The sequence below is a fragment of the Pseudomonas lundensis genome, assembly GCF_015377145.2.
GTDB classification, from domain to species: domain Bacteria; phylum Pseudomonadota; class Gammaproteobacteria; order Pseudomonadales; family Pseudomonadaceae; genus Aquipseudomonas; species Aquipseudomonas lundensis.
Genome location: NZ_CP062158.2, coordinates 2,269,141 through 2,293,173, shown reverse-complemented (window position 1 = coordinate 2,293,173; position 24,033 = coordinate 2,269,141). Strand labels below are relative to the sequence as shown.

The following is a 24,033-nucleotide window of genomic DNA, read 5'->3' as shown; positions in this document are numbered from 1 at the left end:
CGCGTTATCCGCCGGCGCCGGGTCTACATCAAGCCCAACCATTTCCAGTACGTTGCGCCAAAGCCCAACATCAAGACATACCCCACCACGGTGACAATCAGTCCGACTTTGGCGAACTGCTTGGCGGTGAAGGTCTGCGTGCCCAGACACACCATGTTTTGCGGCGCATTGATCGGCAGAATGAACCCGTAACTGACCACAAAACCCAGCAACATGGTCATGCCCAAACGGTTGAACTCACCGGGCAAGGTTTGCAGCACGGCAATCAGGATCGGCAGTAATGCCGAGGTCAATGCCGTGGCACTGGCGAACCCCAAGTGAATCAAAATCAGGAACGCCCCCAGAATCGCAAAAATCCCCAGCGGCCCGAGCTGATCCAGCCCGGTATGCTGCACCACCTGCCCCCCCAGCCATTGACCGGCCTGAGTGGTGAGCAACGCCGTCCCCAAACTGATGCCGACCCCGAAAACAATCACCGTGCCCCACGGGATGCGCGACTGCACATCCTTCCAGGTCATCACCCCATAGCGCGGCAACAGCAGAAAGACCAATCCGGCGTAGGTGGTCGAGGTGGTGTCAAAACTGTGCAGCTTGCCCTCGGTGGCCCACGCCAGCAGCAAGGCGACAGAGACGGCCATCAGACGTTTCTGCGGCGCGGTCATCGGCCCCAGCGCGATCAGCGACTGCTCCACGGCTTCCTTGCCACCCGGAATGCTGTCGCTTTCTGGCGGCAACATCTTGAGCACCACAAACAGCAACACCGCCGACATGATGATCGCCCAAGGCGCACCGGCAATCAGCCAGTCGATCCAACTCACCCGTGCGCCCAGCATTTTGTCCATGAACCCGACCGTCAGCAGGTTTTGCGCCGCCGCCGTTTGAATGCCCACGTTCCAGATGCTGGTGCCCTGCGCCACCACGATCATGATCCCGGCCGCAATGTTGGAGCGCTTATCGACACCAAACGCCAGAATCACCCCCATCATGATCGGCACCACACACGCGCTGCGCGCCGTAGCGCTGGGCACTACGAGGCTCAGTAAAATGGTCACGGCAATCGCCCCAAGCAAAATTCGCCGGGTACTGGTGCCGATTTTTGACAGGGTTACCAACGCAATGCGTCGGTCCAGCCCGGTGTGGGTCATCGCCGCGGCAATAAATAACGCCCCGGCCACCAGGGCCAGGGCGGCATTGGAAAACCCGGTCAGGGCCATGGTGATCCCGGCCGATGTCCCGTAGAGGCGCGACGGGTCGTCCAGCATCGGCGCCATACCGATCAAAAACGCCATCAGCGACGTGATCATGATGGCGCTGGCTTCGTACGACACCGCCTCGGTGATCCAGACCACCACCGCGAAGGCCAGGATGGCCAGCATGCGGTGCCCGGCGACCGGCAGGTCAGGCGGTAATGGCAACAGCAAAATCCCGACCATGACCAGGACAGCAATCACCAGACCCAAGGGCAGTTTCAATTTTGCCGGGGTCGGCTCCGGGGTGGTTGCAGGCGCATTCATGGCCATCTCCTTATGCATAAAATCGCCTGCAGCATAGGTCAGGAATGCAAATCGGGCGTTGATGCCTGTCAGCTTCACGCCAGTCGGGACGGCGCCCGACGTCAAACAGGTTTAGTGGATTTTGTAGTGAAAGGTGTTTCGCACGCCCGCCACGCTGACGGCCTGACCGTCCACCATGCGCGGCTTATAACGGAAGGTCGCCGCAGCGAGTAGCGAAGGACGAATAAACATCGGGTGGCAATTGCCCACCACTTTCGGGTTCTCGACCTTGCCTTCAGGCGTCACCGAATACTCCACCGTGCAATCCCCTTCGATGCCTTTATCCAACGCCCGCTGCGGGTAATCCGGCGCGTCCTTGCTGATGGGTAAATATTGGCGCACGTCGGCAGCCGCTGCCTGCTGTTGCGCACGCCGGGCGTTATCTGCTGCAACCCGCGCCTGATCGGCCAGCGCCTGCTGACGCTCCGCCTGCGCCTGTTGCTCGCGTAGCCGGGCTTGCTGCTCTTCAAGCTGACGGGCTTCAAGTGCCTGCTTTTGCTCAGCGACCCGTTTGCGCGCCAAAGCAGCCTGTTCAAGTTTGCGCGCCTGAATCTGCGGGTCGATCGGCGCAGGTTTGACCTCGGGTTTAGCCTCGACCACCGGCGCCGGTACCGCCACGGGCAAGGGATCCGGCGCTGGCGCGGCCACCGGTTCGGCAGGCAGGGTAATCAAGCGGGTCTTGAGTACAGCGGGCGCGCTCACCGGCGGCTGTTGCAGCGTCCAGCCGACCACCAGCAGCGCCACCACTGCCCCGTGCAACGCAACCGTGACGACCCACGCCTGTGCGTTACGCCACAGTCGCCCCCAAGGCATGTGCCGGGCCGGCGTGACCGCGCACCCCATGACTGCGGCGCTCATTGCGGCGCCTCGGTCACCAGCCCCAGGTTGCTCACGCCGCCCTGCTGCAAGGCAGCCATCGCCTTGACCACACTGCCGTAACCGGCGTCGTTGTCGGCCCGGATATACACCTGCGTGTCGCCGTTTTGCGCCACCACCTGACCGATCTTGGCCTGCAACTCCTCAAGGTTGACGGCGCTGTCCGTCTGGTTTTTGGTGTCCAGTTCACGGCCCAGGTTCCAGTAGTAACCGCCGTCGGCCTTCACCGATAACGTCAGGATCGTCTGCTGTTTGTCATTGACCAGCGCCTCACTGGCCACCTTCGGCAATTCGATTTTTACCCCCTGGGTCAGCATCGGCGCGGTCACCATGAAGATCACCAGCAATACCAGCATCACGTCGATATACGGCACGACGTTCATTTCGGCCTTGGGCCCGTGTTTACGCTGTGGTCGAGCGAGCATGATCAAACTCCCTGTCAGGCAACCGCCGCCATGTTTCGCGCGCCTGCATGCAGACCCCGGTACAGGCGCATTTGCACTTCATTGCCGAGGCTGTAATAGCGGGTGAGCAACGTCTGGCCCCTGGACGAAAAACGGTTGTAGGCAATCACCGCCGGAATCGCCGCAAACAAACCGATCGCGGTGGCAATCAAGGCCTCGGCAATCCCCGGGGCCACCGTGGACAACGTGGCCTGCTGCACCTGAGACAAACCGATGAACGAATTCATGATCCCCCACACGGTGCCAAACAGGCCGATGTATGGGCTGACCGAGCCCACCGTCGCCAGAAACTGCAAACCCTTTTCAAGGCGCACTTCCTGCTCGGTAATCGCTACGTATAACGCGCGTTCGACCCCCTGCATCACCCCGTCAGGATCAATCCCCGGCTGCTGCTTCAGCTGTGCGTACTCGCTGTAGGCCGCTGCGAATACCTGCTCGGCACCGGCATCGTCGTGGTGATTGTCGCGGCTCTCGCGATACAGCGCGTTCAGCTCGCCCTGACTGCGCAAGCGCTCAGCGAAGGCGTCCATGTCCCGTTCACTGCGGCGCAAAATGGCACTGCGGCGCACGATCAAAAACCAGCTCAGCACAGAGGCCAGAAACAACACCAGCATGACCCCTTTCACCAACAGACTCGCGTCGCTGATCAAACCCCAAATCGTCATATGTTCCATGGTTGCTTGCATACCTGACTCCTTGCTCAAGACGGCGCCGCTCAGCGGGAGTGGCGCACGGATTAAATTCAAAACCCCAGCGGTGACCGGTTGATGACAACCGGCTCAAGGCAATTTCAGGGTCTTGGCCACTTCGGCCCACGGGATGTACTTGTAGTTCTGGCTTTGCTCCGGCATGCGCTTGCGGCCGTCCTGCACCACCAGCATGCCTTGGGCAAACGGGCCGCCGAGGTTGGCCGAGGTCACGTCCAGACCGTCCGTTTCCGACGTTCCGTCAATCCCGGCGTCAGCGTTGACCCCGACACGAAAAGCGCCGCGCACGGCATACGGTGGTGCGGCATCCAGCACGACGTAGCTGTCATTGCCCTGGCTGGAAATCACCAGATAGGACTGTTTGGCGGTCTGATACAGCGCCAGCCCTTCGATGTCGTCCTGCACCTGATCGCCAACGCCGATCACACGGGTCAGCGTGACCGGCTGATCGGGGCGCGCATCCACCGCCCACACCGCCACATCTTCTTCGCCCACGAACAACCGTTGCTGCCGGTCGTCCGCTACACAGCCTTCCGGTTGGGTCTGAACCTTGAACTGACGCACCAGCTCACCATGCACTTGATCGCCCCTGGCGCTCAGGCGGTGCTGGACGAACGTGCCGTCTTTGTCGTTGGCGAAGCTGTAGAGTTCGCCCCCCGGCGCTTTGAACAGGCAGAACCCGTAGATGTCCTTTACCGGTGTCGGCACTTCACCCACTGCGCGCACCTCACCCGTGGCAGGGTCGATGCTGAACACACTGAGGCTGTTGTGGTCACGGTTGGTGGCCACTGCCAGGTCCACGGTGCGTTCGCCCAACGTGAATCCGGGGCGCACATCGACATTGTTCAGGCGCCCCACTTCAAGGTGTTGCAGCCGCTTGCCTTGCAGGTCGTACACCTCAAGGCCATTCTTTTTATTGGTGCCCAAGACCCGGCTCAGGGCCGGATTTTGCGGGTTAACCCAGATGGCCGGGTCATCCGCTGCATCGCCCTGACTGACCACCGGTTCGGTTTGCACCACGGGTTTGATCACCGGCAATGGCGCAGGGGCACGGGCCGGGGTCGGCTGCCAGTTCAACAGCCCCTGGAACACCTGTTGGTTGCTGTCATCCTGCACCAGCACCTGCAACCCTTGAGGCGTCTGGCGCACCGCCAGGTGTTCCGGCTCTTTGAACGTGTCCAGCGCCAATCGGGCCACTGGCGACCAACCGTTACCGTGCTGCTGGTAGAGGTGCAGGTGCGCCGCTTTCGGGTCCAGGCCGAGCATCCCGCCCGGTACCAGCGCCATGGCCCCGGCGGCCTTTTTCACCTCACCAAAGGGCTCGATCAGCGCCACGGGCACCCGCGAGGCATCGGCCTCGGCGTGGGCCGGGTACACCCACCAGCCGACCTTTTCTTCATTCACGAACAACTGTTGCCCGGCATCGTCAACCTGACAGAACTCGGCATTCGGCGGTAACGGCAGGCTGCGCACCAGACGTGGCTCGGCCAGTCGTTTGCGGTCAGCCGCCACCAGCCATTGTTCGCCCTTGCCCTCTTCACCCACGGTGAACAGATAGACATTGCTCGCCTCGTCGCGGTACAGGCACACGCCGTTGACTGCGTAATCACGGGGCGGCAAGTAGACCGGTGCCTGCCACTCATGGCTGCGCGGGTCGAGGCTGAACAGGGCCACTTGCTGCTTTTTCTCGTCATGGCTGGCAACCAGCACCTGATCGCCCATCGGACGGCTGTCCAGCGACGCGAAAGCGCCCGCTACGTGGCTCAGGGTTTTGCCCTCTGCGTCGAGCAGCAACACCCCGTCACGCTTGCTCACGGCCAGCCGCTGGTGATCGGGGGCAAAGCCCAGTGCCTGCACGTTGCCCGTCCCCCAGGCCTGCAAAGTCGGCGCTGCGATGTCAGGTGCGGCCTGCGCCGTGGCTGCGCTGAGGCAGGCCAAGATCGGCAACAGACACGGTTTACGGATAAAACGCATGATGGGAAATTCCTTCTACTGGCCCGCTCGGGCCGCCTTTAAAAATGGGTGAACGTCAGGCCCAGCGAATAGGTCGGTCCGTACTCTTCGTACTGGTTGTTGTAACGACGGTGGCCGCTGTAGACGAAGTAAGGCTGGTCCGTGAGGTTCTGCGCCTCGAAGCTGACTTGCAGGTTTTTGGTCAGCGAGTAACGGGCGCTGAAATCGACAAAGGTTTGCGCATCGACATGCAGGTCGTGGGCTTTGTCACTGATCCCCGCCAGCTCATAGAGGTACTGCGATTTGTAGTTGGCAGAGAGGCGCAAGCTCAGTGTGTCGTCCTCCCAGCCGAGCATCAGGTTGCCCACGGTGTCGGACTGGTTGGGCAGGTCGATGTCGCGCTTGCGGTTTCGCCCCGTGGCCTGATCGAACCCTTCAATGCTCGCGCTGGAACGGCTGAAGGTGGTGTTGGCGCCGAGCAACAGGCCATTCCACGGTGCGGGCAGCCAGTCAAACTTCTGCGAATAGGCCAGCTCCAGCCCGTACAGCTTGGCGCTGTCGCCGTTGGCGTAGGTATGCGCCTCGGTGAAATCGACCCATTCGCCACTGCCCGCCAGGTCGTTGTTGTAGACAAAGTTCTTGATGTCTTTATAGAAGAGGAACGCCGACACCGTGCCCGCCTGCCCCATGTAATGCTCAATGCCCAAGTCGAAGTTGCTCGATTCCAGCGGCTTGAGGTTGGGGTTGCCGAAACTGGCCTCGTCATCGTCAATCACAAAACCCGGCGCTAACTGGCCGAAGGTCGGGCGCACCACGGCGTTGGTCCACGCCGCCCGCAGCTGGGTGTTTTTGTCCAACTGATAGCGTGCGTGCAGCCCCGGCAGCCAGTGGTGGTAATCGCGTTGAGTGTCTTGTGCTTCAAAGGCGCCATCACGCACACCTGTGCCTTTGGCCTCGAATTCAGTGCCCTCGTAGCGCATGCCGGCGATAAAACGCCAATCGTCGATATCGACGGTGTTCATCACGTACGCAGCATTGATGTCTTCGCGCATTTTGAAATCGTTGGCCCGCGACTCCTGTTCATCGTAGTAATCGCCGGGGTTGAGGCCACCGATCAGGTCTTTGATCGCACCACCGCTGATGCCGGGGCCGAACTGGCCCAACTGATAGTGCACATTGCCTTTGTCGAACGAGGTCATGTTCAACTGCGCATCGTTAAAACCGGCGTCATCGAAATCCTTGTAGACCCAGGCATTGAGGTCATTGTCCTTGTTGCGACGGCTGACCTTGCCGCCGAATTTGACCTGCGAGGCATAGCCCTCAACGTCGTAGTCACGGGCCAGGTCCAGGCGAAGGTTTTTCTCGGTGTCGCGGGTGTCCTGCTCTTCCCAGTCCACTTTGTCGAGGGTGAAGTTGGACGGGTCATAAAAGCCCGCGCCAATGATCGGCCGGGGCTTTTCAGTAATGATCGGCCGGGGCTTTTCAGTGTCGTAAAAACCGCTGTTGGGGAAGCTGGAATTGCCTTTGAACGTGGCCCCCGCGATGTGCCCCGGGCTGTCTTCGCTGGAGGTGCTGTAACCCGCCTGCCCGCTGAGGGTCCATAAGCCCAGCATGCGTTCACCACCGAACACATACGACTGGATTTCCTGGGTCTCTTCGCGCTGCTTGAGCTTGCGCTTGGCTTTGGCCTTGCCCAACTCACCTGCCGCCTGTGGCTTGTCGAATTCGAGGCTGGTGGAGTTGCGGGTTTCGCTGTCCTTGAAGCGGCTGTACAGCGTGCGCAGGTACAGTTGAGTCGCGTCATCGGGCTTGTAGTCGAAATTCAGCCCGCCGCCGGTGCGTTCACGGCTGATGTCGTACACGCGTTGCTCGAAACTGTTGAGCCGGGCGCCGTCATTGAAATCCCACGCGCCGCCGGTTTCGACGTTATCGGAGCCGAAGTCACGTTTGTTCCAGCTCAGGGCAGCGGCCACACCGAAGTTGTCGATACCGTCACCCAGGCTGAAACGATCACTGATCGCACCTGAAAACTTGGGGCTGGTCTGGTGGGTGTTCTGGTTGTAACCGGCCTCACTGGTGCCGGTGTAAAACAGCCCTTTGTGGTCGAACGCCGACAGGCTTTGCACGTCCACGGTGCCGCCCAGCGAGTTGGCATCCATGTCCGGGGTCAGTGTTTTGATTACCGACAGGGATTGCACCAGCTCGGAAGGCAACACATCCAGCGCCACAGCCCGGCGCGCGCTTTCCGGCGAAGGCACCAGCGTGCCGTTGATGGTGACGCTATTGAGGTCCGGCCCCAGGCCGCGCACGCTGACAAACCGGCCTTCCCCCTGATCGCGCTCGACACTGATGCCCGGCAGGCGCTGCACGGCTTCGGCAACGTTGGCGTCGGGCAACTGCGCCACGCCATCGGCGTGCACTACGCTCTCGATGTTGTCGGAGTTACGTTGTTCCTTGAGCGCCTGATCGATGCTCGCCGCCTGCCCGACCACCTCCACATGCTCGGTGGCGCCTGTGGCCGCCGCATCGGCGGCGCTCAGGCGTTCACTGGCAATCGCGATGGCCAAGGCGCTCACTGTAAACCCGACCCACTGTGCCTTACTGCGACACTTGTACATGCTTGTGCTCCCCCAGCGTCCCGTGACCGGCCGGGCAAGTGGCCCGGCAATTGGTAGCGAAAACTAGGCAGCGCGGATGACAGTGCTGTGACAGCAAGTGGCGCGAGCCCCCGGAATCAGCGGGTTTGGACCCAGATGAAGGGCGAAATGAGCTGATTTGACCTCACGCGGTGCGCAATGGCTGTTCACGCACGCCACCGCGATCAGAGCCAAGCCCCCGTGCCGACTCCGCCCGGTGAATGGCGCCTCAAGTGTTCAACTCGGCAGGCCCTGCACACGCTGTTGTTTACAGAAATTTCTTGCAACAGCTCTGAGCTGATTCGACCCGGCGCGCCCGTCACACGGTTGTCACATGGCTCTGTTCTGCTGACCGGCAATACGTTTTGGTAGAACTTTCATGAGCGGGTTAAACGTGCTGACACATCATCGCTGGAAGCTCGCCCTGCTGGTACTCGGGGCCAATATCGGCCTGCTGCTGAATCTGGCCTTCGGCAGCGTAAAACCGGTCAGTGAGTGGCAGTGGCTGGACATTCTGGGCGAAGGCGGCACCGCGCTGTTTATGCTGTTCTGGCTGGGACTGGTGCTCAAAAGCCGACCTGCCGGGCGCGTCACCAACTACTTGGCCAGCGGTTTATGCTTCATGTTTTTCTCGTGGTGGATCGATGTGCTCGACGAATTCATCCGCTTGCCCAAGCACATCGGCTGGGACCACTGGCTGGAGTCGGCACCGATGCCGGTGGGCATGATCTTGCTGACCATCGGCCTGTTCCACTGGCACCGCGAACAATTGGCCATCAGCCAGCAAATGGAGAAGCGCGAGCGGGTATTTCGGGAGCACCGCCTGTTTGACAAGTTGACGCCGCTGGGGGGCGCCGATTACCTCAAGCGTCAGGTCAGCGATTGCCTGAGCCACAGCCTTGAGCATCAGCAACCGTTGTCGCTGCTGGCGCTCGACCTCGATCATTTCGCGTCGATCAATCAGCAATACGGGCACCCAGAAGGCGATGCCGTGTTGCAAGCCATCAGCCAGTTGTTGTTGCTCAACCTGCGCCGCCACGACCTGCTGTGCCGTCTGGCCGGGGATCGCTTTGTGATGGTGTTGCCCAATACCGGCGAACGTCAGGCGCGCCTGCTGGCACAGGAAATGGAACAGGCGGTGCAAAGCCTGGCGCATAAAACCCGTCTCCAGGGCGAACGGGTTTACCTGTGCGCGAGCACCGCAGTGGTGATGGCGGTCGACGAAACCCCTGACGCCCTGCTCAAACGCCTGAACCTGGCACTGGCCCGCGCCAAGCCGCCCCGGATCCAGCGCGCATGAGCCGGCCCGGCGGGTGGTACGAGGCCGACACGCGCTTCATACCCGGGCATTATCAGCCCGCGACGCTAATCGATCTGGCGCTGTCGCGGGACATCGACAGCCATCGCCTGTTACGCGGCACCGGGCTGTTTTACGAAGACATTCTGGCGGGCACGACCTGCGTCAGCCCGCAGCAGTTTTTCAGCCTGATCGGCAATGCCCGCCGTCTGCTGGACGCCGATGACAGCAGCTTTCTGTTCGGCCAGCGCTTGTTGCCGGGGCATTACGGCCCCGCCAGCCACGCCCTGCAACAGGCGCCCAACCTGCATCAGGCGCTGGAAACCGTGATCCACCATCGCGCCCTGCTCAGCCCGCTGCTGACGCCGCGCCTGGTGCTCGATGACCATTACGCCTATGTGTATTGGCTCGACAGCAGCGGCGCCCAGGAGCACGCGCGCTTTGTACTGGAAGCCAGCATGACTGCCCTGCTGGCCATGAGTCGGTGGCTCAGTGGCGAACGGCTGCCGTGGGAATGCCGGTTCAGCCATGCCGAACCCCGCTATGTGGAGCAGTACTGGGTGCACCTGGGCGAAAACAGCCAGTTTGGCTGCCAGCTGGACATGATGCGCATCCCCCGGGAGTGCCTTACCCGGCCATGGCCCAAAGCCTCAGCGATTGCGCGGCAAGTGGCGTTGCAACACGCCCAGCGCGAACTCGACAGCCTGGGGTTCAGTGCCAGTCTGCTTGACCGTGTGTACGTGTATTTGCGTCACAACGCGCACCACGCGCCGAGCCTGGAACTCACCGCCCAAACCCTGGGCATGAGCCAGGCCACCCTCAAGCGCAAACTGAGTAAACACGGCACACACTTTCAGGCGCAGCAGGATCAGGCGCGTAAACACATGGCGCTGTACCTGTATCAGATCAAAGGGATGAGCAACGAAGACGTCGCGCGCTACCTCAATTTCAGCGATCCGGCCAACTTCCGGCGCTCGCTCAAGCGCTGGACCGGCTGTACGCCCAATCTGATTCGGCAGTTGTTTTCCTAGCCGTCAAGCCCTCTTCGTGGCCACGTACTGCGCCAGCGCTGTCCACCGCTCACCCACACACGAGGCCACGAAGAAGGCGAACACCTGATGCGGAGTTACTGGGCCAATGCCCGCAACTTGGCCAGTTCGTCGATCGCCAGCGGTATCCCGTGCTCCAGCGATTGGGCGCGCGTCTTGAACCGACGATCCCCCGGCAGCCGTTCCAGGCCTACCGCGTGCATCTGGCGCACCAGCTCAGCGCTGCGCCCGGCAAAGCTGTTGCCTCCGGATTTGCTCGGATCAATCACGATCAGTAGCTGGCCGGTCCACGGCGTTTGCGCGCCGGGGTGTTTGGACCAGTCAAACTCGAACGAGAAATTGCCGCCGGTCAAGGCCGCCGCGAGCAACTCCACCATCATCGACAGCGCCGAGCCTTTGTGCCCGCCAAACGGCAATAAAGCCCCGCCGTCGAGAATCGCTTTCGGGTCCTGGGTCGGCTCACCCCGACGGTCAACGCCCATGCCCGCTGGCAGTTCATGACCTTTACGCGCGGCAATTTGCACATCGCCATGGGCAATGGCGCTGGTGGCCAGATCGAACACAATCGGGTGGTCATCGGCACGCGGCGCAGCGAAGGCAATCGGGTTGGTGCCAAACAAGGGCTTTTGGGCGCCGTGGGGCACCACGCACGTCATGCTGTTGACCACGCTCAACGCCACCAGCCCCTCTTCAGCGAAGGGTTCAACGTCGGGCCAGAGCGCTGCAAAGTGGTGCGAATTGCGAATGGCCAGCACCGCAATCCCGGCGCTGCGGGCTTTTTCGACCAGCAGCCCGCGAGCGGCCGCCAACGCCGGTTGAGCGAAGCCATTGGCCGCATCCACCCGAATAAAACCCGACGCCACATCTTCAACTTGAGGGCTCGCCTGGCCATCAACCCAACGGCTGGCCAGTGAGGACAAATAGCCGGGAATGCGGAACACCCCATGACTGTAGGAACCGTCGCGCTGGGCTCGCGCGCAGTTATCCGCCAGTACCCTGGCCACGGTGTGCGAGGTGCCGTGGCGTTCAAAAATCTGTTGCAGCAAGGTGGTCAGTTGCTCCAGAGACAGCGATTCAACGGCCTGTACGCTAGCGTCGGATTCAGACATGCGGTGCGCTCCAATCGAGTTGTTATTGTTGTGGGCAACTATCCGGCGATGACAGATATCTGTCAATTGTTGACTTAATGACAGAAAACATTCACTTTCTGCAACGCGCTGAAATAAAAACAGGAACAACAGCCGTGAGTCAGTCGATCAAACAACGCCTGGAAAGCAGCCTGTCAACCGCCGCCCCGTCGGGTCGGGCGATTGCCAGTTACATGCTGGCCAACCTCTACGAGCTGCCTTTTCAAACGGCCGCCGACATTGCCAGCAAGCTGGGCGTCAGCGAGTCGAGTGTCGGGCGTTTTTGCCGGGCGCTGGGTTACAGCCATTTCAAAGAACTGAAAAACGACCTGAAAGACGACCTGGGTGATGGTCCCTGGCTGGTCGGTGATCGCCTGCAAGAATTCCGCCAACAATCGAGCCAAAGCCCGCAGGCGCTGCCGCGCAGTTTTGAGCTGGAAGTCGGGGCACTGGTCAAGGTCTACGAGTACAGCCTGACCCCCGAGTGGCAGATCGTCAGCCAGCGCCTGGCCACACGCCGCAAAGTCTTTGTCGCCGGTTTTCAGACCGAGCGCGGCATCGCGGCCTCGATGGTGCATTTGCTGCAATACATCCGCGACGGCGTGCACCTGGTGGACGGTGCGGCCGGGCATTACGCCGATGTCCTGTTATGCCCCAACCATGACTGCGCACTGGTGGTGTTCGAAGCGCGGCGTTATTCGCGCCACGCCCAGCACCTGTGCCGCAAGGCCCGCGAAGCCGGTATCCCGGTGACGCTGGTCACAGACACCTTCTGCGATTGGGCCGACCAGTACGCCGATGAAGTGTTTCGCGTACCGACCGAATTCAATCTGTTCTGGGAATCCACGGCGGCCATGCTGTCGCTGGTGCACCTGTTGGTCAATGAAGTCTGCAAACAACTGGGACCGGACGTAGAAAAACGTCTTGAGGCAACCGCGGCCTTGCACAACGAGTTCGTGGGCTACACCTCCTCACCCGGCACAAAACAATAAAACGAGGTGCTAGATGAAAAACGTCATTCGCTTTGCAAGTGCATGTGCAATGGTTGTAGCCGTAGCGTCCAACGCTCAGGCCGACAAACTGACAATCGCCACGGAAGGCGCCTACCCTCCGTTTAACTACGTGGACTCGGACAACAAGCTGCATGGCTTTGACGTCGACATCACGATGGCCGTGTGCGAACGCATGAAAGCCGACTGCACCCTGGTGGCGCAGGATTGGGACGGCATTATCGCCGGCCTGATGGCCAAAAAATACGACGCGATTGTGGCCTCGATGATCGTCAACGATGAGCGCAAGCAGAAAATCGCGTTCACCAATCATTACTACCGCACCCCGCTGTCGATTGCCGTGCCCAAAGACTCGGACATCACCGATGCGCAAAGTGACTTCAGCGGCAAAACTGTCGGCGCGCAAAGCGCTGCCACCCAAAGCATCTATGCCGAAGAGCACTACAAAAAGGCTGACCTGAAGCTGTACCCAACCCTCGACGAAGCCAACAGTGAACTGGCCAATGAGCGGGTCGATGTGGTGATTGCCGACAAATTCCCATTGCTCGAATGGGTCAATAAAACCGGCAAGGACTGCTGCAAGATCATTGGTGACGTGAACGGTACGCTGGCCGACGCCGCAATCGCGGTGCGTCAAGAAGACAACGACTTGCGCGAGCGCTTCAACAAGGCTCTGGACGAGATCGTGGCTGACGGCACCTACAAAAAGATCTCCAGCAAGTACTTCGACTTCGACATTTATTAACCTGCCCGCCCTCGGTTGAGGGCAGCCTGCCTGACGCCTTGCCCTGCGCACCCGGTGTGCGCAGCGGCTGAATATCGGCCCGATTTTGTCCGGGGATTCGAGCATGCTCGATCAACTTTCATTGCTTTCCTTCGCCAGTGGCGGCTGGGGCTCGGCGCTGCTTGCCGGGTCGCTGGTCACCATCGCCCTGGCCCTGAGCTGCCTGCCCATCGGTTTGCCATTGGGGCTGCTCGTGGCGGTGGCCGCACGTTCCAAAAATCGCTGGATGCGTGCTTGGGCGACGACGTTTTCCACTGTGTTTCGCGGCCTGCCGGAACTGCTCACGCTGCTGATTATTTATTACGGCTGCCAGATCGCGGCGCAAAAAATCCTGGGCCTGATGGGCTACGACACACCCTTCACGATCAACACCTTCGTGGCGGCAATGATTGCCTTCAGCCTGGTGTTTGCCGCGTTCTCCAGCGAAATCTGGCTGGGCGCGTTTAAAACCATTCCCAAAGGTCAGTTTGAAGCCGCCTCGGCGCTGGGCCTTTCGCCGTTCACCACGTTCCGCAAAGTGGTGCTGCCGCAACTGGCGCGCATTGCCCTGCCTGGCCTCTCCAATAACTGGCTGTCACTGCTCAAAGACACCTCGCTGGTGTCGACCATTGCCTTGGTCGACTTGATGCGTCAGACCAACCTGGCGGTGAGCGTGACCAAAGAACCGATGCTGTTCTACAGCGTGGCGTGTTTCATCTACCTGTTCTTCTCAGCGATTTCCGGCCGCCTGTTTGCCTACCTGGAGCGCCATTTCAATCGTCATCAGCGGAGCGTGCAGCCATGAGCCTGACGGACCTGCAAAACCTGTTGCTCAGCCCCGACTTGCTGGACCGCTACGGCCCGCGCTTCATTGACGGCCTGTGGGTGACCTGCAAACTGGTGGGCATCTCCTTCACCCTCGGCGCCCTGCTCGGCTTGCTGATCGCCCTGGGGCGCCTGTCGAGCAGCCGCTTTTTGCGCAGCTTTACCGGCGCCTATGTGTATTTCTTCCGGGGTTCACCGCTCCTGGCGCAGCTATTTTTGCTGTACTACGGCCTTGGCTCGTTCAAAAGCCTGTGGCAAGACGTCGGCCTCTGGTGGTTCTTCCGTGACGCCTGGCTGTGCACCCTGTTGGCGTTCACGCTCAATACCGCGGCGTACCAGGCCGAAATTTTGCGCGGCGCCATTTTGTCCGTGGCCCAGGGCCAGCGTGAAGCCTGCAAGGCCTTGAACCTGTCGCGCTGGACCACCTTTCGCAAAATCGTATTGCCGCAATCGCTGTTGGTGGCCATCGGCCCGCTGGGCAACGAACTGATCCTGATGATCAAGGCCAGCGCCATTGCCTCGCTCGTCACCATCTATGACCTGATGGGCGTGACCAAAATGGTGTTCTCGCGCAGCTTCGACTTCCAGGTCTACCTGTGGGCCGCCGTGCTGTACCTGGTGATCGTGGAGGTGGTGCGCCGCAGCCTGAAACTGATTGAAGGCCGACTCAGCCGTCATTTGCAGTAAGCCCATTGTCCGGGCTGCGAACACGGCCCCCGTTTCAAGGATTTGTTTATGCATTGCGACACCATTGTTCTGGGAGCCGGCATCGTCGGCGTCAGTACCGCGCTGCAACTCCAGGCCCGAGGGCGCAACGTGGTGTTGCTGGACCGGGCCCAACCCGGCAGCGGAACCAGCCACGGCAATGCCGGGCTGATCGAGCGTGCCAGCGTGATCCCCTACTCCTTCCCGCGCGAAATCTCACGTTTGCTGCGCTATGGCCTGAATCAGCAATCCGACGTGCGCTACAGCCTCAAGCACCTGCCCAAGGCGGGGCCGTGGCTGATGCAGTATTGGCGCCAATCCGGGGCCAAAGGCTTGGCCAAGGCCACCCGCGCCATGTTGCCGTTGATTGAACGCTGCGTCACTGAACACGATGCGCTGGCGGGGCCGGCAGGTATGACCGGCCTGATCAGCGAAAGCGGCTGGGTGGAGGTGTACCGCACCCGCGAGGACTTCGACAAAGCGCAGCGCGATGCCGCCGCCTTACAAGCGTACACACTCAACTACCGCGTACTCGGGCAGGCCCAGGTGCACGCACTGGAACCCGGCCTGCACGCTGATGTGATCGGCGGCATTCACTGGCTCGACCCCAAAACCGTCAGCGATCCGGGCGGCCTGACCCGTGGCTACGCCGAACTGTTCATCAAGCGCGGCGGCACATTCGTCATCGGTGACGCCACCAGCCTGCGCCCGACGGCGGGCCAGTGGCAGGCAGACAGCCATAAGGGGTTGATCGTGGCCAACGAAGCCGTGATCGCCCTGGGACCACAAGCGCGGGACATCTTCGAACCGCTGGGCTACCGCATTCCGCTGGCCATCAAGCGCGGCTATCACATGCATTACGCCGCGAAAGACGGCCACACCATGCACCACCCGATTCTGGATTCGGTGGGCGGCTATGTGCTGGCGCCGATGGTGGGCGGAATACGCCTGACCACCGGCATCGAATTTGCCGACAGCGAAGACCCGATCAACGAGATCCAGCTGCGCCGTTGCGAAGCGCGCGCCCGCCACCTGTACCCGCTGGGCGAGCGGCTGGACCCCGAACCGTGGCTGGGCCGACGCCCCTGCCTGCCGGACATGTGCCCGGTAATCGGCCCGGCCAGCCGGCATAAAGGCCTGTGGTTCAACTTCGGTCATGCTCACCACGGCTTGACCCTGGGCCCGGTGAGCGGACGCTTGCTGGCCGAAATGATGACCGGTGAATACCCCTTCACCGACCCGACACCCTACAGCGCCGAGCGCTTTTACTGATTACTGGAGACACACAATGCATGCACAACCTGCTTACGTTCACACGCCCGTGTCTCCATCGTCGGACACCAGAAAGGTGGTCGTGGACATCGCTGGCCTGAACAAGTACTACAGCGCGTTTCATGTCCTAAAAGGCATCGACCTGACCGTGCGCGAAGGCGAACGCATCGTCCTGTGCGGCCCGTCCGGCTCAGGCAAATCCACCTTGATCCGCTGCATCAACCGCCTGGAAATCGCCGAAAAAGGCAGCATCCTGATCAACAACACCGACCTGTCCCAAGCCACCCGCGAAGCCGCCAGGGTCCGCAGTGAAATTGGCATGGTGTTCCAGCATTTCAACCTGTTCCCGCACATGAGCGTCCTCGACAACTGCATCTTGGCGCCCATGTCGGTACGCGGCCTGTCGCGTAAAAAAGCGGTTGAACTGGCGCAGCACTTCCTCAACAAAGTCGGTATTGCCAGCCAGGCCGACAAATACCCCAGCCAACTGTCAGGCGGACAGCAGCAGCGCGTCGCCATTGCCCGCGCCCTGTGCATGGAACCCAAAATCATGCTGTTTGACGAACCGACGTCTGCGCTGGACCCGGAAATGGTCAGCGAAGTGCTCGACGTCATGGTCAACCTGGCGGGCAGCGGCATGACCATGCTCTGCGTGACCCACGAAATGGGGTTTGCGCGGCAAGTGGCCGAACGCGTGTTGTTCCTCGATGGCGGCATGATCATCGAAGACTCGCCGCCCAACGACTTCTTCAACGCACCCAAAAGCCCGCGAGCCAAGGCGTTCCTTGCGCAAATCGTGCATTGATTTGACGCTGTTGCTGTTGCTTAAAGCAATCTCACTGCTGCTACCTAAACGGTGCAAACGATACAAAAGCCCCCTCACAGCAGGCTGAACGCAGGTGCTGTTGCGGGGGTGGGTCGGCAGGAGCCGAGCCAGCCGTGCTGGGCCATGGAAGGCCCGTCACGGCTGTAGGCTGCCCGCGCAACGCGCCTGTGCGCGCAGCCTGTCAAGTTTCATGTTGCAAAGCGGATTAATACCCCACGTGCTGGTAAGGTGTGCGCCGACTTTTCGCCGCTTGCCGCCCCTTGCGCAGACGGCTGCATTACCGTTTTTTGATGTGAGGCACCCCCACCATGCCCAAGCCGATCCCCCTCAAAGATCACGACACCGAGAAACGGCTGGTCAATAAACGACTTATCGCGTGCGCTGCACTGGTACTGGCGATCAGTTGCACGCTGGTGGGCAGGCTGTATTTCCTGCAAGTCACCGAGTTCGACTACAACTCCACCGTCTCCGAAAACAACCGCGTGCATGTGTTGCCGATCCCGCCCGAACGCGGCTTTATTTATGACCGCAATGGCGTGTTGCTCGCCGATAACCAGCCCAGTTTTAACATGACCCTGACCCGCGAACGCGCGGGCGATGCCGCCAATGTGCTCGATTCGGTGATCAGCATCCTGCATTTGCCCGCCGAGGAACGCGCCGTATTTGCCAAAGCGATGAAACAGGCGCGCCACCCTTTCGAGCCGTCCACCCTGCTCTACGACTTGACCGAAGAACAGATCGCGCTGCTGGCCGTCAATCAGTACCGTTTGCCGGGTATCGACGTGGAAGCGCAGTTTGTCCGCCACTACCCGCAGGGCAATCATTTTGCGCATTCGGTAGGGTATGTCGGGCGTATCAATGAGAAAGAAACCAAGCAGCTGGACCCCACGCAATACCGGGGCACGCAGTCCATCGGCAAGACCGGTATCGAACGTTTTTACGAACCCGAACTGCACGGCAAGGTCGGCTTTGAAGAGGTCGAAACCAATGCTCAGGGCCGGGTCATGCGGGTGTTGCGCCACACCGATGCAGTACCGGGCAAGAACATCGTGCTCAGCCTCGACATCAAGTTGCAGGAAGCGGCCGAAGAGGCCCTCGGCGACCGCCGCGGCTCGATCATTGCCATCGACCCGAAAACCGGTGAAGTGCTGGCGATGGTCAGTAAACCGAGCTTCGACCCCAACCTGTTCGTGACCGGCATCAGTTCCAGGGATTATTCCGGTTTGCGCGATTCCATCGACAAACCGTTGTTCAACCGGGCACTGCGCGGCCTGTATGCGCCCGGCTCGACCATCAAGCCTGAAGTCGCCATCGCCGGACTCGACAGCGGCGTGATTTCTGCCTCGACGCGGGTCTTCGACCCCGGCTACTTCCAACTGCCGAACGTCGACCATAAATACCGTAACTGGAACCACAGCGGCGATGGCTGGGTGGACCTGAACGCCGCGATCATGCGGTCAAACGACACGTACTTCTATGATCTGGCGTCAAAGCTGGGCATTGACCGCCTGCACGACTACCTGTCGATGTTTGGTGTGGGCCAGAAAGTGTCGCTGGACATGTTCGAAGAATCGTCCGGTTTGATGCCTTCACGCGAATGGAAGCGCAGCACCCGGCGTCAGGCCTGGTACCCCGGCGAAACGGTGATTTTGGGCATCGGTCAGGGCTACATGCAGGTCACGCCCTTGCAACTGGCACAGGCCACTGCGCTGATCGCCAATAAAGGGGTTTGGAACCGCCCGCACCTGGCCCGCACCATCGACGGTGCCCCACCGGTGGATGAACACCCGATGCCCAACATCGTGCTGCATGACCCCAAAGAGTGGGAACAGGTCAACCATGCCATGCAACTGGTGATGCACGATGCCCGGGGGATCGCCCGGGCATCGGCAACCGGCGCGCAATACCGGATTGCCGGCAAGAGTGGTACGGCGCAAGTGGTGGCGATTAAACAAGGTGAGCGCTACAACCGCCTGAAAACCGCTGAACGCAATCGCGACAACGCCTTGTTTGTGGGGTTTGCCCCGGCTGAAGACCCGCAGATCGTGATCTCGGTGATGATCGAAAACGGCGAAGCGGGTGGACGCGTTGCCGGGCCGGTGGTGCGCAAGGTGATGGATGCGTGGCTGCTCGACAGCCAGGGTGGGCTGAAGCCGCAATATGCCAGCCCGCACATCAAACAGGGCAACCCGCCTGTGTAGTGACAGCCCGGATCGTGAGAAAGCCCCCTCATGGGGGGCTCGTCAACGCACCGCGCCGGATCAGAACACCACCGAACGCTGACAGACCGAGGTTGCTACGATTTTCCCGCGTTTAAGCACCATCAACCGCGCGGGCAGGTCGAGAATCACATCGCCCACCGACCGTGTATCCAGCAACACCACATCGGCAGCCTTACCCGGCGCCAAGCCATAATCCTTGAGCCCCAGCGCTTTCGCCGGATGGGTCGTGAGCATCGACAGTACCGTGGCCTGGTCATCCGCCCCGCCCAGGTGGCAGGCCGGAATTGCCAGCTGCGCGATGTTGAGCAAATCACCGGTGCCAAACGGGGTGAACGCGTTGCGAATATTGTTGGTGGCAAGGCAGACATTCACCCCGCCGTCACGCAGCGCCCGCACCGGCGTCAGTGTGCGACGTACGTTATGGTCGTCGCCGCGCGCGCCGAGGTGCAAGTCGGTGGCGGGCAGGCACATGACGCTGATGCCCGCCTCACGCATCAAGCCAATGATTGCCTGCTGTCTGTGCGGCGGCACAGCGCCCAGGCTGGTCAGGTGACCGACGCACACGCGCCCTTGATAGCCTGCTTCGAGGGTCTTGCGGGCCAGGTATTCAATGGTCATGTGCTCGGCGTTGTCGGCAAAGTCCTGATGGAAGTCGATGTCCTTGTCGTACTCCCGGGCCAGGTTGAACACATAGTCGATGTGTTCATGGGCCGAGTCATCGTTGTAGGGAATACCGCCCACGACATCGGCGCCTTTTTCCATGGCCTCAACCATCATGGCCTGCATGCCCGGCAGTTTCAGGATGCCTTCCTGCGGGAAAGCCACCACCTGGATGTCGATGACGTCTCGCAGCGTGTCACGCAGTTCCAGCACCACATCAAAGCCGGTGAAGCCTTGCACCGGGTCGAATTCAGCGTGGGCGCGGACGTGGGTGGTGCCGGCCTGCACCAAGGCCCGCAGTGCCTGAGTCGAACGCTCAAGGATGTCGTCGCGCGTCAACGTCGGTTTGAGTGCGGCGGTAACCGCTATCGCCTCTTTCAACGTGCCGGAGCGATTGGCCTTGCGGTGCATGATATTGGCTTTTTCCAAGTGCAGGTGCCCTTCGACAAACCCCGGGATCAACACGTTGCCATGGCCCTCGATTTCCTGCGTGGCGCGCACTGAAAGGGTCGGCGCAATCTCGATAATCTTGCCGTCGTTCACCGCTACGTCCATCAGCGGTTTGGCATCATCGATGCGTACATTGCGAAAGATTAAATCCATGACGTAGGCCCTCTGTGTTGCTGCCCGCAGACACCTCAGGGCAACGGTAGACATATAAATAACCGGGTGTTCAACCGTTGGAACAGCCGTTACCCATCACACGGTATTCCAGTATGTGTTTTTGGCCATTGGCGTCTTCATAGGTCATACGCACAGGCACGACGGCGCAGACATTGGCGATGTCAGTGGTGGAAATGACGTGGGCGATGTCCAGGTGCTGGCTGTAGCTGTAGTGCTCAACCGGTAGCGGCTCGTCGGCCATGGCCGCAGCGCTAAACACGCTGGCTATCAGTAGAAGTAACGCTTTCATGCTCAGAAGCTCTCTTCCAGATGGTCGGAAAAAGGGAACCCGGCAGCCTTATAGCGCCGGGTCCATGGGGCATTGATCAGAACGGTTTGGTCGGCAGGTACTTGCCATCCAGGGTAATGACCGCACGGGAGCCGCCGTCCGGGTCATCGACCTTCTTGACGTCCAGTTTGAAGTTGATGGCGCTGATGATGCCGTCGCCAAATTTTTCGTGAACCAGCGCCTTGAGCGTGGTGCCGTAGACCTGAATCATTTCGTAGAAACGGTAGATGGTCGGGTCGGTGGGAATGCCGTTACCGATACTGCCGCGCAGCGGAATGCTTTGCAGCACAAGGACAGCGTCTGCGTCGAGGCCCAGGGTGTCGGCCACCACTTGCGCGGCGTCGGCTGGCAGCGGGTGTTGACCGAGCAGCGCAGCGGTGACGAAGGCTTCATGCAGGCCGGTGCCTTCGGCGATTTGTGCAAACGACAAGTCTTTGCGGGCCTTGGCCAACAAGATGACGTCGGTCAGGGCATGGCGAGCGTTTTGGTTGATGTGGGACTGGATCATGGTGGGTTCTCCGTGGGTAAAAATCAGGGTTAGTGCGAAACAGCGCGAACCGTGGGGTTTTCGGCCAGTGGCACAAACGTGCCGGTGCCACGATCGAAGGCCTGGATGCAGCCGCTTTCGATGTCGTAGACCCAGCCATGCAACGTCACGCGCTGTTCTTCGAGTGCGAGGCGTACTGAAGGATGTGTCTGGATATTGGCTAACTGGGCGATGACGTTTTCGCGCACCATCGAGGCGACTTTGGCGTGCTGGTCGACATGCTGACGCGCCTCATTGACCACCCGACCGGAATCGGCGTAGCGCAACCAGCCGGCCACGGCGGGCATGTGATCCAGGCACTTGCAGGTGGCGATAGCGGTCATGGCGCCGCAGTCGGAATGCCCGCAGATCACGATGTCGCTGACTTTCAGGGCGGCGACGGCGTATTCCACCGAGGCCGACACGCCGCCCGGCTCAGGGCCGTAGGACGGGACGATGTTGCCAGCGTTGCGGATGACAAACAGGTCGCCCGGTTCGCGCTGTGTGACCAGCTCCGGCACCAGCCGGCTGTCTGAGCAGGAGATGAACAACGCCCGTGGGCTCTGTTGGTTGGCCAGGCCTTTGAACAGGCCGGCCCGTTCCGGGAAGGCATTGCGCTGAAATTTAAGGAAACCGTCGATGATGTCTTGCATGGGTGACTCCGTTGGTTCGCGATGCGATGAAGCAAAGGTTACGGAGAACGTGAAATAAGGTAAAAGTCTGATATATGATCGCAAGCATTAGATAATCTTATAGGTACGAGCATGCTCGCGCGTCATATTCAATATTTCCTTGCGGTTGCGCACCACCAAGGCTTCACCCGTGCGGCGGCCGCACTGCATGTCTCGCAGCCCGCACTGTCACAGCAAGTGCGGCAACTGGAAGAAAGCCTCGGCGCGCAGTTGTTTGACCGTACAGGTCGCAAGACGCGCCTGACCGATGCCGGAGAGGTTTACTTGCGCTATGCCCTGCGCGCGGCTCAGGAACTGCGCGAAGGCCAACGGGCGATCCATGACGTGGGCGATCTCAGTCGAGGAACGCTGCGCATCGCAGTGACGCCGACCTTCACCACTTACCTGGTCGGGCCGCTGGTGGAAGCCTTTCACTGCCGCTACCCGAACATTGTGCTGAACGTGCATGAACTCGCCCAAGAGCACATGGAGCACCAGCTGCTGGCGGACGAACTGGATGTGGGCATTGGGTTTGATGAAGTGCATGCACCAGACATCGAGGCCTTTGCACTGCTGGTTGAAACGCTTGCCTTGGTCGTGGGCAGCCAACACCCGCTGGCCGGCGAACGAACCATCGGGCTGGAAACGCTGAATGCGCAATCTCTGATTCTGCTCAGCAAAGCGTTCGCCACCCGCGAGCAGGTCGACCGCTATTGCACCCAACACGGCATCCGCCCGCGCGTGGTCATGGAGGCCAATGCGATTGGTGCATTGATTGAGGTAGTGCGCAGAACCCCGCTGTCGACCTTGCTGCCCGCCGCCATCGCACGGGCGCACCCCGCGTTAGTTGCTGTTGAGCTGGGACCGCACCGGTTGGAACGCACGGCAGTATTAATGCAGCGCAAGAATGGCTATCAATCCTCGGCGGCACGGGCGTTTATGGCACTGGCCAAGGAAGTGGCCAGCGACCTGACGGCCTATTGAAAATAGCGTCTTTCGGATAGTCAGTGGCGCTGACTTGGCCGACACGTGATGACGCGCCCATGGCCCAACACGTTGCTGGGTCTCAACGTAAAACAAGTCCGTCATGCTCCAGCGCATCAGACGATTCTTCCTGCCAAAGCCCCTGTTCAGGCGCTTTTTGGGTTGCGCGCACCGCGAAGACCGGCACACGCTGACATTCGGATTTGAGCGAACAATCGCTACCTGCGTCTCCCAGAGCAAAGGCGCAGACTGACTGCTACTGTCGCCCAAAACCGGGTACTCAATCAGCCGTAGAGAGTGGACCTGAAGTTGCCCATGGCGAATTTCAACGCGTGTACTTCTCTACCCTGCGGCGATACTGACGCGTGCGAAAAGCCCTGCCGATCTGCTGCAAAACCATCGCACGTAAGGGTGATATCGGTTGAATAATCGCGTGAGGCGTAGCGAAATGCTTAGGCATGTTGCCCATACCCATCGATACCGCCGACGGCGCCCACGCTATTTGCCCCAGGTTGGCCTGCATCTAACGGCCGGGGTGATTGATCTGCAGCCAGAACTGAGCACCGCCGGACTGGCCAATTCACTCCCCGCGCTTGAATTTGTCCCGTTGCAGATCCTTTTTCAACACCACGCCGCAGGGTCTGGTCATGGCAAGGCCATCGACCATCATGTTGCCCGTTATGATCAACCCAGCACCGCCGTCGGCCCAAGCCTGATACAGACGCATCAGGTGTACCGAACGCGCCTGGTAGGCGTCCGCCATATTTTCTTCCATAGCGGCTTTGGCGATGCGGTTCTTGATGGTCCAACCTTTGGGTAGGATCAGCCATCTCCAGCACGTCATCAACCGCACCCCCCAGATACCGAACGGTGCTCTCCAGCTTCATATGGCCGAGTAGCAATTGCACCGCCCGTAGGTTCTTAAGAAAAATCGGATTTGTACCACAGTCGATCT

The 24,033-nt window shown here is 60.5% G+C and carries 21 protein-coding genes and 2 pseudogenes; 10 read left to right on the top strand and 13 right to left on the bottom strand.

Translation table 11 applies throughout. The annotated features are described in order from the left end of the window. Positions 1-23: 23 nt before the first annotated feature. From IF654_RS10865 to IF654_RS10840, 6 genes are all read right to left on the bottom strand, one after another. Positions 24-1,514, bottom strand: coding sequence for a DASS family sodium-coupled anion symporter (locus IF654_RS10865; RefSeq protein ID WP_094988286.1), 1,491 nt, complete (start codon positions 1,512-1,514; stop codon positions 24-26). A gap of 111 nt (positions 1,515-1,625) precedes the next feature. Beyond that, on the bottom strand, positions 1,626-2,411 hold the full coding sequence (locus IF654_RS10860; protein ID WP_094988287.1) for an energy transducer TonB: 786 nt from the start codon (positions 2,409-2,411) through the stop codon (positions 1,626-1,628). Next, the gene (gene tolR / locus IF654_RS10855) at positions 2,408-2,854 is read right to left on the bottom strand and encodes a protein TolR (protein WP_094988288.1); all 447 of its coding nucleotides are present in this window, start codon (positions 2,852-2,854) and stop codon (positions 2,408-2,410) included. The genes IF654_RS10860 and tolR overlap by 4 nt, the downstream gene beginning before the upstream one ends. Positions 2,855-2,868: 14 nt before the next feature. Continuing rightward, on the bottom strand, positions 2,869-3,579 hold the full coding sequence (gene tolQ, locus IF654_RS10850) for a protein TolQ (RefSeq protein WP_047275852.1): 711 nt from the start codon (positions 3,577-3,579) through the stop codon (positions 2,869-2,871). Between the two features lie 93 nt (positions 3,580-3,672). Further along, positions 3,673-5,574 carry a phytase gene (locus IF654_RS10845; protein ID WP_047273647.1) on the bottom strand — a complete coding sequence of 634 codons (1,902 nt, stop codon included), beginning with the start codon at positions 5,572-5,574 and terminating at the stop codon, positions 3,673-3,675. A 38-nt stretch (positions 5,575-5,612) separates the two neighbouring features. Then, positions 5,613-8,171 (bottom strand): TonB-dependent receptor, encoded by a 2,559-nt coding sequence (locus IF654_RS10840; RefSeq protein ID WP_194862486.1) that lies wholly within the window; start codon positions 8,169-8,171, stop codon positions 5,613-5,615. 397 nt (positions 8,172-8,568) lie between these two features. On the opposite strand from IF654_RS10840, the gene IF654_RS10835 reads away from it, so the two are divergent. Both IF654_RS10835 and IF654_RS10830 read left to right on the top strand, forming a co-directional pair. Further along, positions 8,569-9,489 (top strand): GGDEF domain-containing protein, encoded by a 921-nt coding sequence (locus IF654_RS10835; protein ID WP_047273643.1) that lies wholly within the window; start codon positions 8,569-8,571, stop codon positions 9,487-9,489. Next, positions 9,486-10,517, top strand: coding sequence for an AraC family transcriptional regulator (locus tag IF654_RS10830; RefSeq protein ID WP_047273640.1), 1,032 nt, complete (start codon positions 9,486-9,488; stop codon positions 10,515-10,517). Before IF654_RS10835 ends, IF654_RS10830 begins: the two co-directional genes overlap by 4 nt. Positions 10,518-10,612: 95 nt before the next feature. Here the strand turns inward: IF654_RS10830 and IF654_RS10825 are convergent, their stop codons facing one another. Then, positions 10,613-11,644 carry an Ldh family oxidoreductase gene (locus tag IF654_RS10825; RefSeq protein WP_047281771.1) on the bottom strand — a complete coding sequence of 344 codons (1,032 nt, stop codon included), beginning with the start codon at positions 11,642-11,644 and terminating at the stop codon, positions 10,613-10,615. Between the two features lie 134 nt (positions 11,645-11,778). Between IF654_RS10825 and IF654_RS10820 the strand changes: the two genes are divergently transcribed. The 7 genes from IF654_RS10820 to mrdA all read left to right on the top strand — a co-directional run bounded on the left by IF654_RS10820 (position 11,779) and on the right by mrdA (position 19,264). Continuing rightward, positions 11,779-12,654 carry a MurR/RpiR family transcriptional regulator gene (locus tag IF654_RS10820; RefSeq protein ID WP_194862487.1) on the top strand — a complete coding sequence of 292 codons (876 nt, stop codon included), beginning with the start codon at positions 11,779-11,781 and terminating at the stop codon, positions 12,652-12,654. A 13-nt stretch (positions 12,655-12,667) separates the two neighbouring features. After that, positions 12,668-13,417: a transporter substrate-binding domain-containing protein gene (locus IF654_RS10815; protein ID WP_047273633.1), complete on the top strand. Its 750-nt coding sequence runs from the start codon at positions 12,668-12,670 to the stop codon at positions 13,415-13,417. Between the two features lie 103 nt (positions 13,418-13,520). Beyond that, on the top strand, positions 13,521-14,240 hold the full coding sequence (locus IF654_RS10810; protein WP_047275843.1) for an ABC transporter permease: 720 nt from the start codon (positions 13,521-13,523) through the stop codon (positions 14,238-14,240). Continuing rightward, positions 14,237-14,947, top strand: coding sequence for an ABC transporter permease (locus IF654_RS10805; protein ID WP_047273630.1), 711 nt, complete (start codon positions 14,237-14,239; stop codon positions 14,945-14,947). The genes IF654_RS10810 and IF654_RS10805 overlap by 4 nt, the downstream gene beginning before the upstream one ends. 48 nt (positions 14,948-14,995) lie before the next feature. Next, positions 14,996-16,237, top strand: a complete 1,242-nt coding sequence (locus IF654_RS10800; protein WP_094988289.1) for an NAD(P)/FAD-dependent oxidoreductase — start codon at positions 14,996-14,998, stop codon at positions 16,235-16,237. 16 nt (positions 16,238-16,253) lie between these two features. Continuing rightward, positions 16,254-17,042, top strand: coding sequence for an amino acid ABC transporter ATP-binding protein (locus tag IF654_RS10795; protein WP_047273626.1), 789 nt, complete (start codon positions 16,254-16,256; stop codon positions 17,040-17,042). A 329-nt stretch (positions 17,043-17,371) separates the two neighbouring features. Then, a complete protein-coding gene (gene mrdA, locus IF654_RS10790) occupies positions 17,372-19,264 on the top strand; it encodes a penicillin-binding protein 2 (protein ID WP_047281769.1) in 1,893 nt (630 codons plus the stop codon). A 60-nt stretch (positions 19,265-19,324) separates the two neighbouring features. Here the strand turns inward: mrdA and IF654_RS10785 are convergent, their stop codons facing one another. From IF654_RS10785 to IF654_RS10770, 4 genes are all read right to left on the bottom strand, one after another. Further along, a complete protein-coding gene (locus tag IF654_RS10785; protein WP_097192278.1) occupies positions 19,325-20,548 on the bottom strand; it encodes an amidohydrolase family protein in 1,224 nt (407 codons plus the stop codon). A 70-nt stretch (positions 20,549-20,618) separates the two neighbouring features. Further along, on the bottom strand, positions 20,619-20,858 hold the full coding sequence (locus IF654_RS10780) for a DUF2790 domain-containing protein (protein WP_094989712.1): 240 nt from the start codon (positions 20,856-20,858) through the stop codon (positions 20,619-20,621). A 76-nt stretch (positions 20,859-20,934) separates the two neighbouring features. Next, positions 20,935-21,405: a cyanase gene (gene cynS / locus IF654_RS10775; RefSeq protein ID WP_047275830.1), complete on the bottom strand. Its 471-nt coding sequence runs from the start codon at positions 21,403-21,405 to the stop codon at positions 20,935-20,937. Positions 21,406-21,434: 29 nt separating this feature from the next. Continuing rightward, positions 21,435-22,076 carry a carbonic anhydrase gene (locus IF654_RS10770; protein WP_194862488.1) on the bottom strand — a complete coding sequence of 214 codons (642 nt, stop codon included), beginning with the start codon at positions 22,074-22,076 and terminating at the stop codon, positions 21,435-21,437. 111 nt (positions 22,077-22,187) lie between these two features. Here IF654_RS10770 and cynR point away from each other — a divergent pair, with 111 nt between their 5' ends. Continuing rightward, positions 22,188-23,078 (top strand): transcriptional regulator CynR, encoded by an 891-nt coding sequence (cynR, locus tag IF654_RS10765; RefSeq protein ID WP_194862489.1) that lies wholly within the window; start codon positions 22,188-22,190, stop codon positions 23,076-23,078. A gap of 427 nt (positions 23,079-23,505) precedes the next feature. Here cynR and IF654_RS10760 read toward each other — a convergent pair. Together IF654_RS10760 and IF654_RS22925 are read right to left on the bottom strand one after the other, a co-directional pair. Beyond that, positions 23,506-23,922, bottom strand: a pseudogene (locus IF654_RS10760) (beta/alpha barrel domain-containing protein); the annotation flags it as partial. Next, positions 23,891-24,001, bottom strand: a pseudogene (locus IF654_RS22925) (integrase); the annotation flags it as partial. The pseudogenes IF654_RS22925 and IF654_RS10760, both read right to left, overlap by 32 nt. Positions 24,002-24,033: the final 32 nt, after the last annotated feature.

What these genes read in the sequence shown, in the direction of transcription:
- IF654_RS10810 (WP_047275843.1), top strand. Translation starts at nt 13,521, where the DNA reads ATGCTCGATCAACTTTCATTGCTTTCCTTCGCCAGTGGCGGCTGGGGC.
- IF654_RS10860 (WP_094988287.1), bottom strand. Translation starts at nt 2,411, where the DNA reads ATGAGCGCCGCAGTCATGGGGTGCGCGGTCACGCCGGCCCGGCACATG.
- IF654_RS10865 (WP_094988286.1), bottom strand. Translation starts at nt 1,514, where the DNA reads ATGAATGCGCCTGCAACCACCCCGGAGCCGACCCCGGCAAAATTGAAA.
- IF654_RS10780 (WP_094989712.1), bottom strand. Translation starts at nt 20,858, where the DNA reads ATGAAAGCGTTACTTCTACTGATAGCCAGCGTGTTTAGCGCTGCGGCC.
- IF654_RS10800 (WP_094988289.1), top strand. Translation starts at nt 14,996, where the DNA reads ATGCATTGCGACACCATTGTTCTGGGAGCCGGCATCGTCGGCGTCAGT.
- IF654_RS10770 (WP_194862488.1), bottom strand. Translation starts at nt 22,076, where the DNA reads ATGCAAGACATCATCGACGGTTTCCTTAAATTTCAGCGCAATGCCTTC.
- IF654_RS10805 (WP_047273630.1), top strand. Translation starts at nt 14,237, where the DNA reads ATGAGCCTGACGGACCTGCAAAACCTGTTGCTCAGCCCCGACTTGCTG.
- tolQ (WP_047275852.1), bottom strand. Translation starts at nt 3,579, where the DNA reads ATGCAAGCAACCATGGAACATATGACGATTTGGGGTTTGATCAGCGAC.
- IF654_RS10835 (WP_047273643.1), top strand. Translation starts at nt 8,569, where the DNA reads ATGAGCGGGTTAAACGTGCTGACACATCATCGCTGGAAGCTCGCCCTG.
- IF654_RS10825 (WP_047281771.1), bottom strand. Translation starts at nt 11,644, where the DNA reads ATGTCTGAATCCGACGCTAGCGTACAGGCCGTTGAATCGCTGTCTCTG.
- cynR (WP_194862489.1), top strand. Translation starts at nt 22,188, where the DNA reads ATGCTCGCGCGTCATATTCAATATTTCCTTGCGGTTGCGCACCACCAA.
- IF654_RS10845 (WP_047273647.1), bottom strand. Translation starts at nt 5,574, where the DNA reads ATGCGTTTTATCCGTAAACCGTGTCTGTTGCCGATCTTGGCCTGCCTC.
- IF654_RS10840 (WP_194862486.1), bottom strand. Translation starts at nt 8,171, where the DNA reads ATGTACAAGTGTCGCAGTAAGGCACAGTGGGTCGGGTTTACAGTGAGC.
- mrdA (WP_047281769.1), top strand. Translation starts at nt 17,372, where the DNA reads ATGCCCAAGCCGATCCCCCTCAAAGATCACGACACCGAGAAACGGCTG.
- IF654_RS10795 (WP_047273626.1), top strand. Translation starts at nt 16,254, where the DNA reads ATGCATGCACAACCTGCTTACGTTCACACGCCCGTGTCTCCATCGTCG.
- tolR (WP_094988288.1), bottom strand. Translation starts at nt 2,854, where the DNA reads ATGCTCGCTCGACCACAGCGTAAACACGGGCCCAAGGCCGAAATGAAC.
- IF654_RS10785 (WP_097192278.1), bottom strand. Translation starts at nt 20,548, where the DNA reads ATGGATTTAATCTTTCGCAATGTACGCATCGATGATGCCAAACCGCTG.
- IF654_RS10830 (WP_047273640.1), top strand. Translation starts at nt 9,486, where the DNA reads ATGAGCCGGCCCGGCGGGTGGTACGAGGCCGACACGCGCTTCATACCC.
- IF654_RS10815 (WP_047273633.1), top strand. Translation starts at nt 12,668, where the DNA reads ATGAAAAACGTCATTCGCTTTGCAAGTGCATGTGCAATGGTTGTAGCC.
- cynS (WP_047275830.1), bottom strand. Translation starts at nt 21,405, where the DNA reads ATGATCCAGTCCCACATCAACCAAAACGCTCGCCATGCCCTGACCGAC.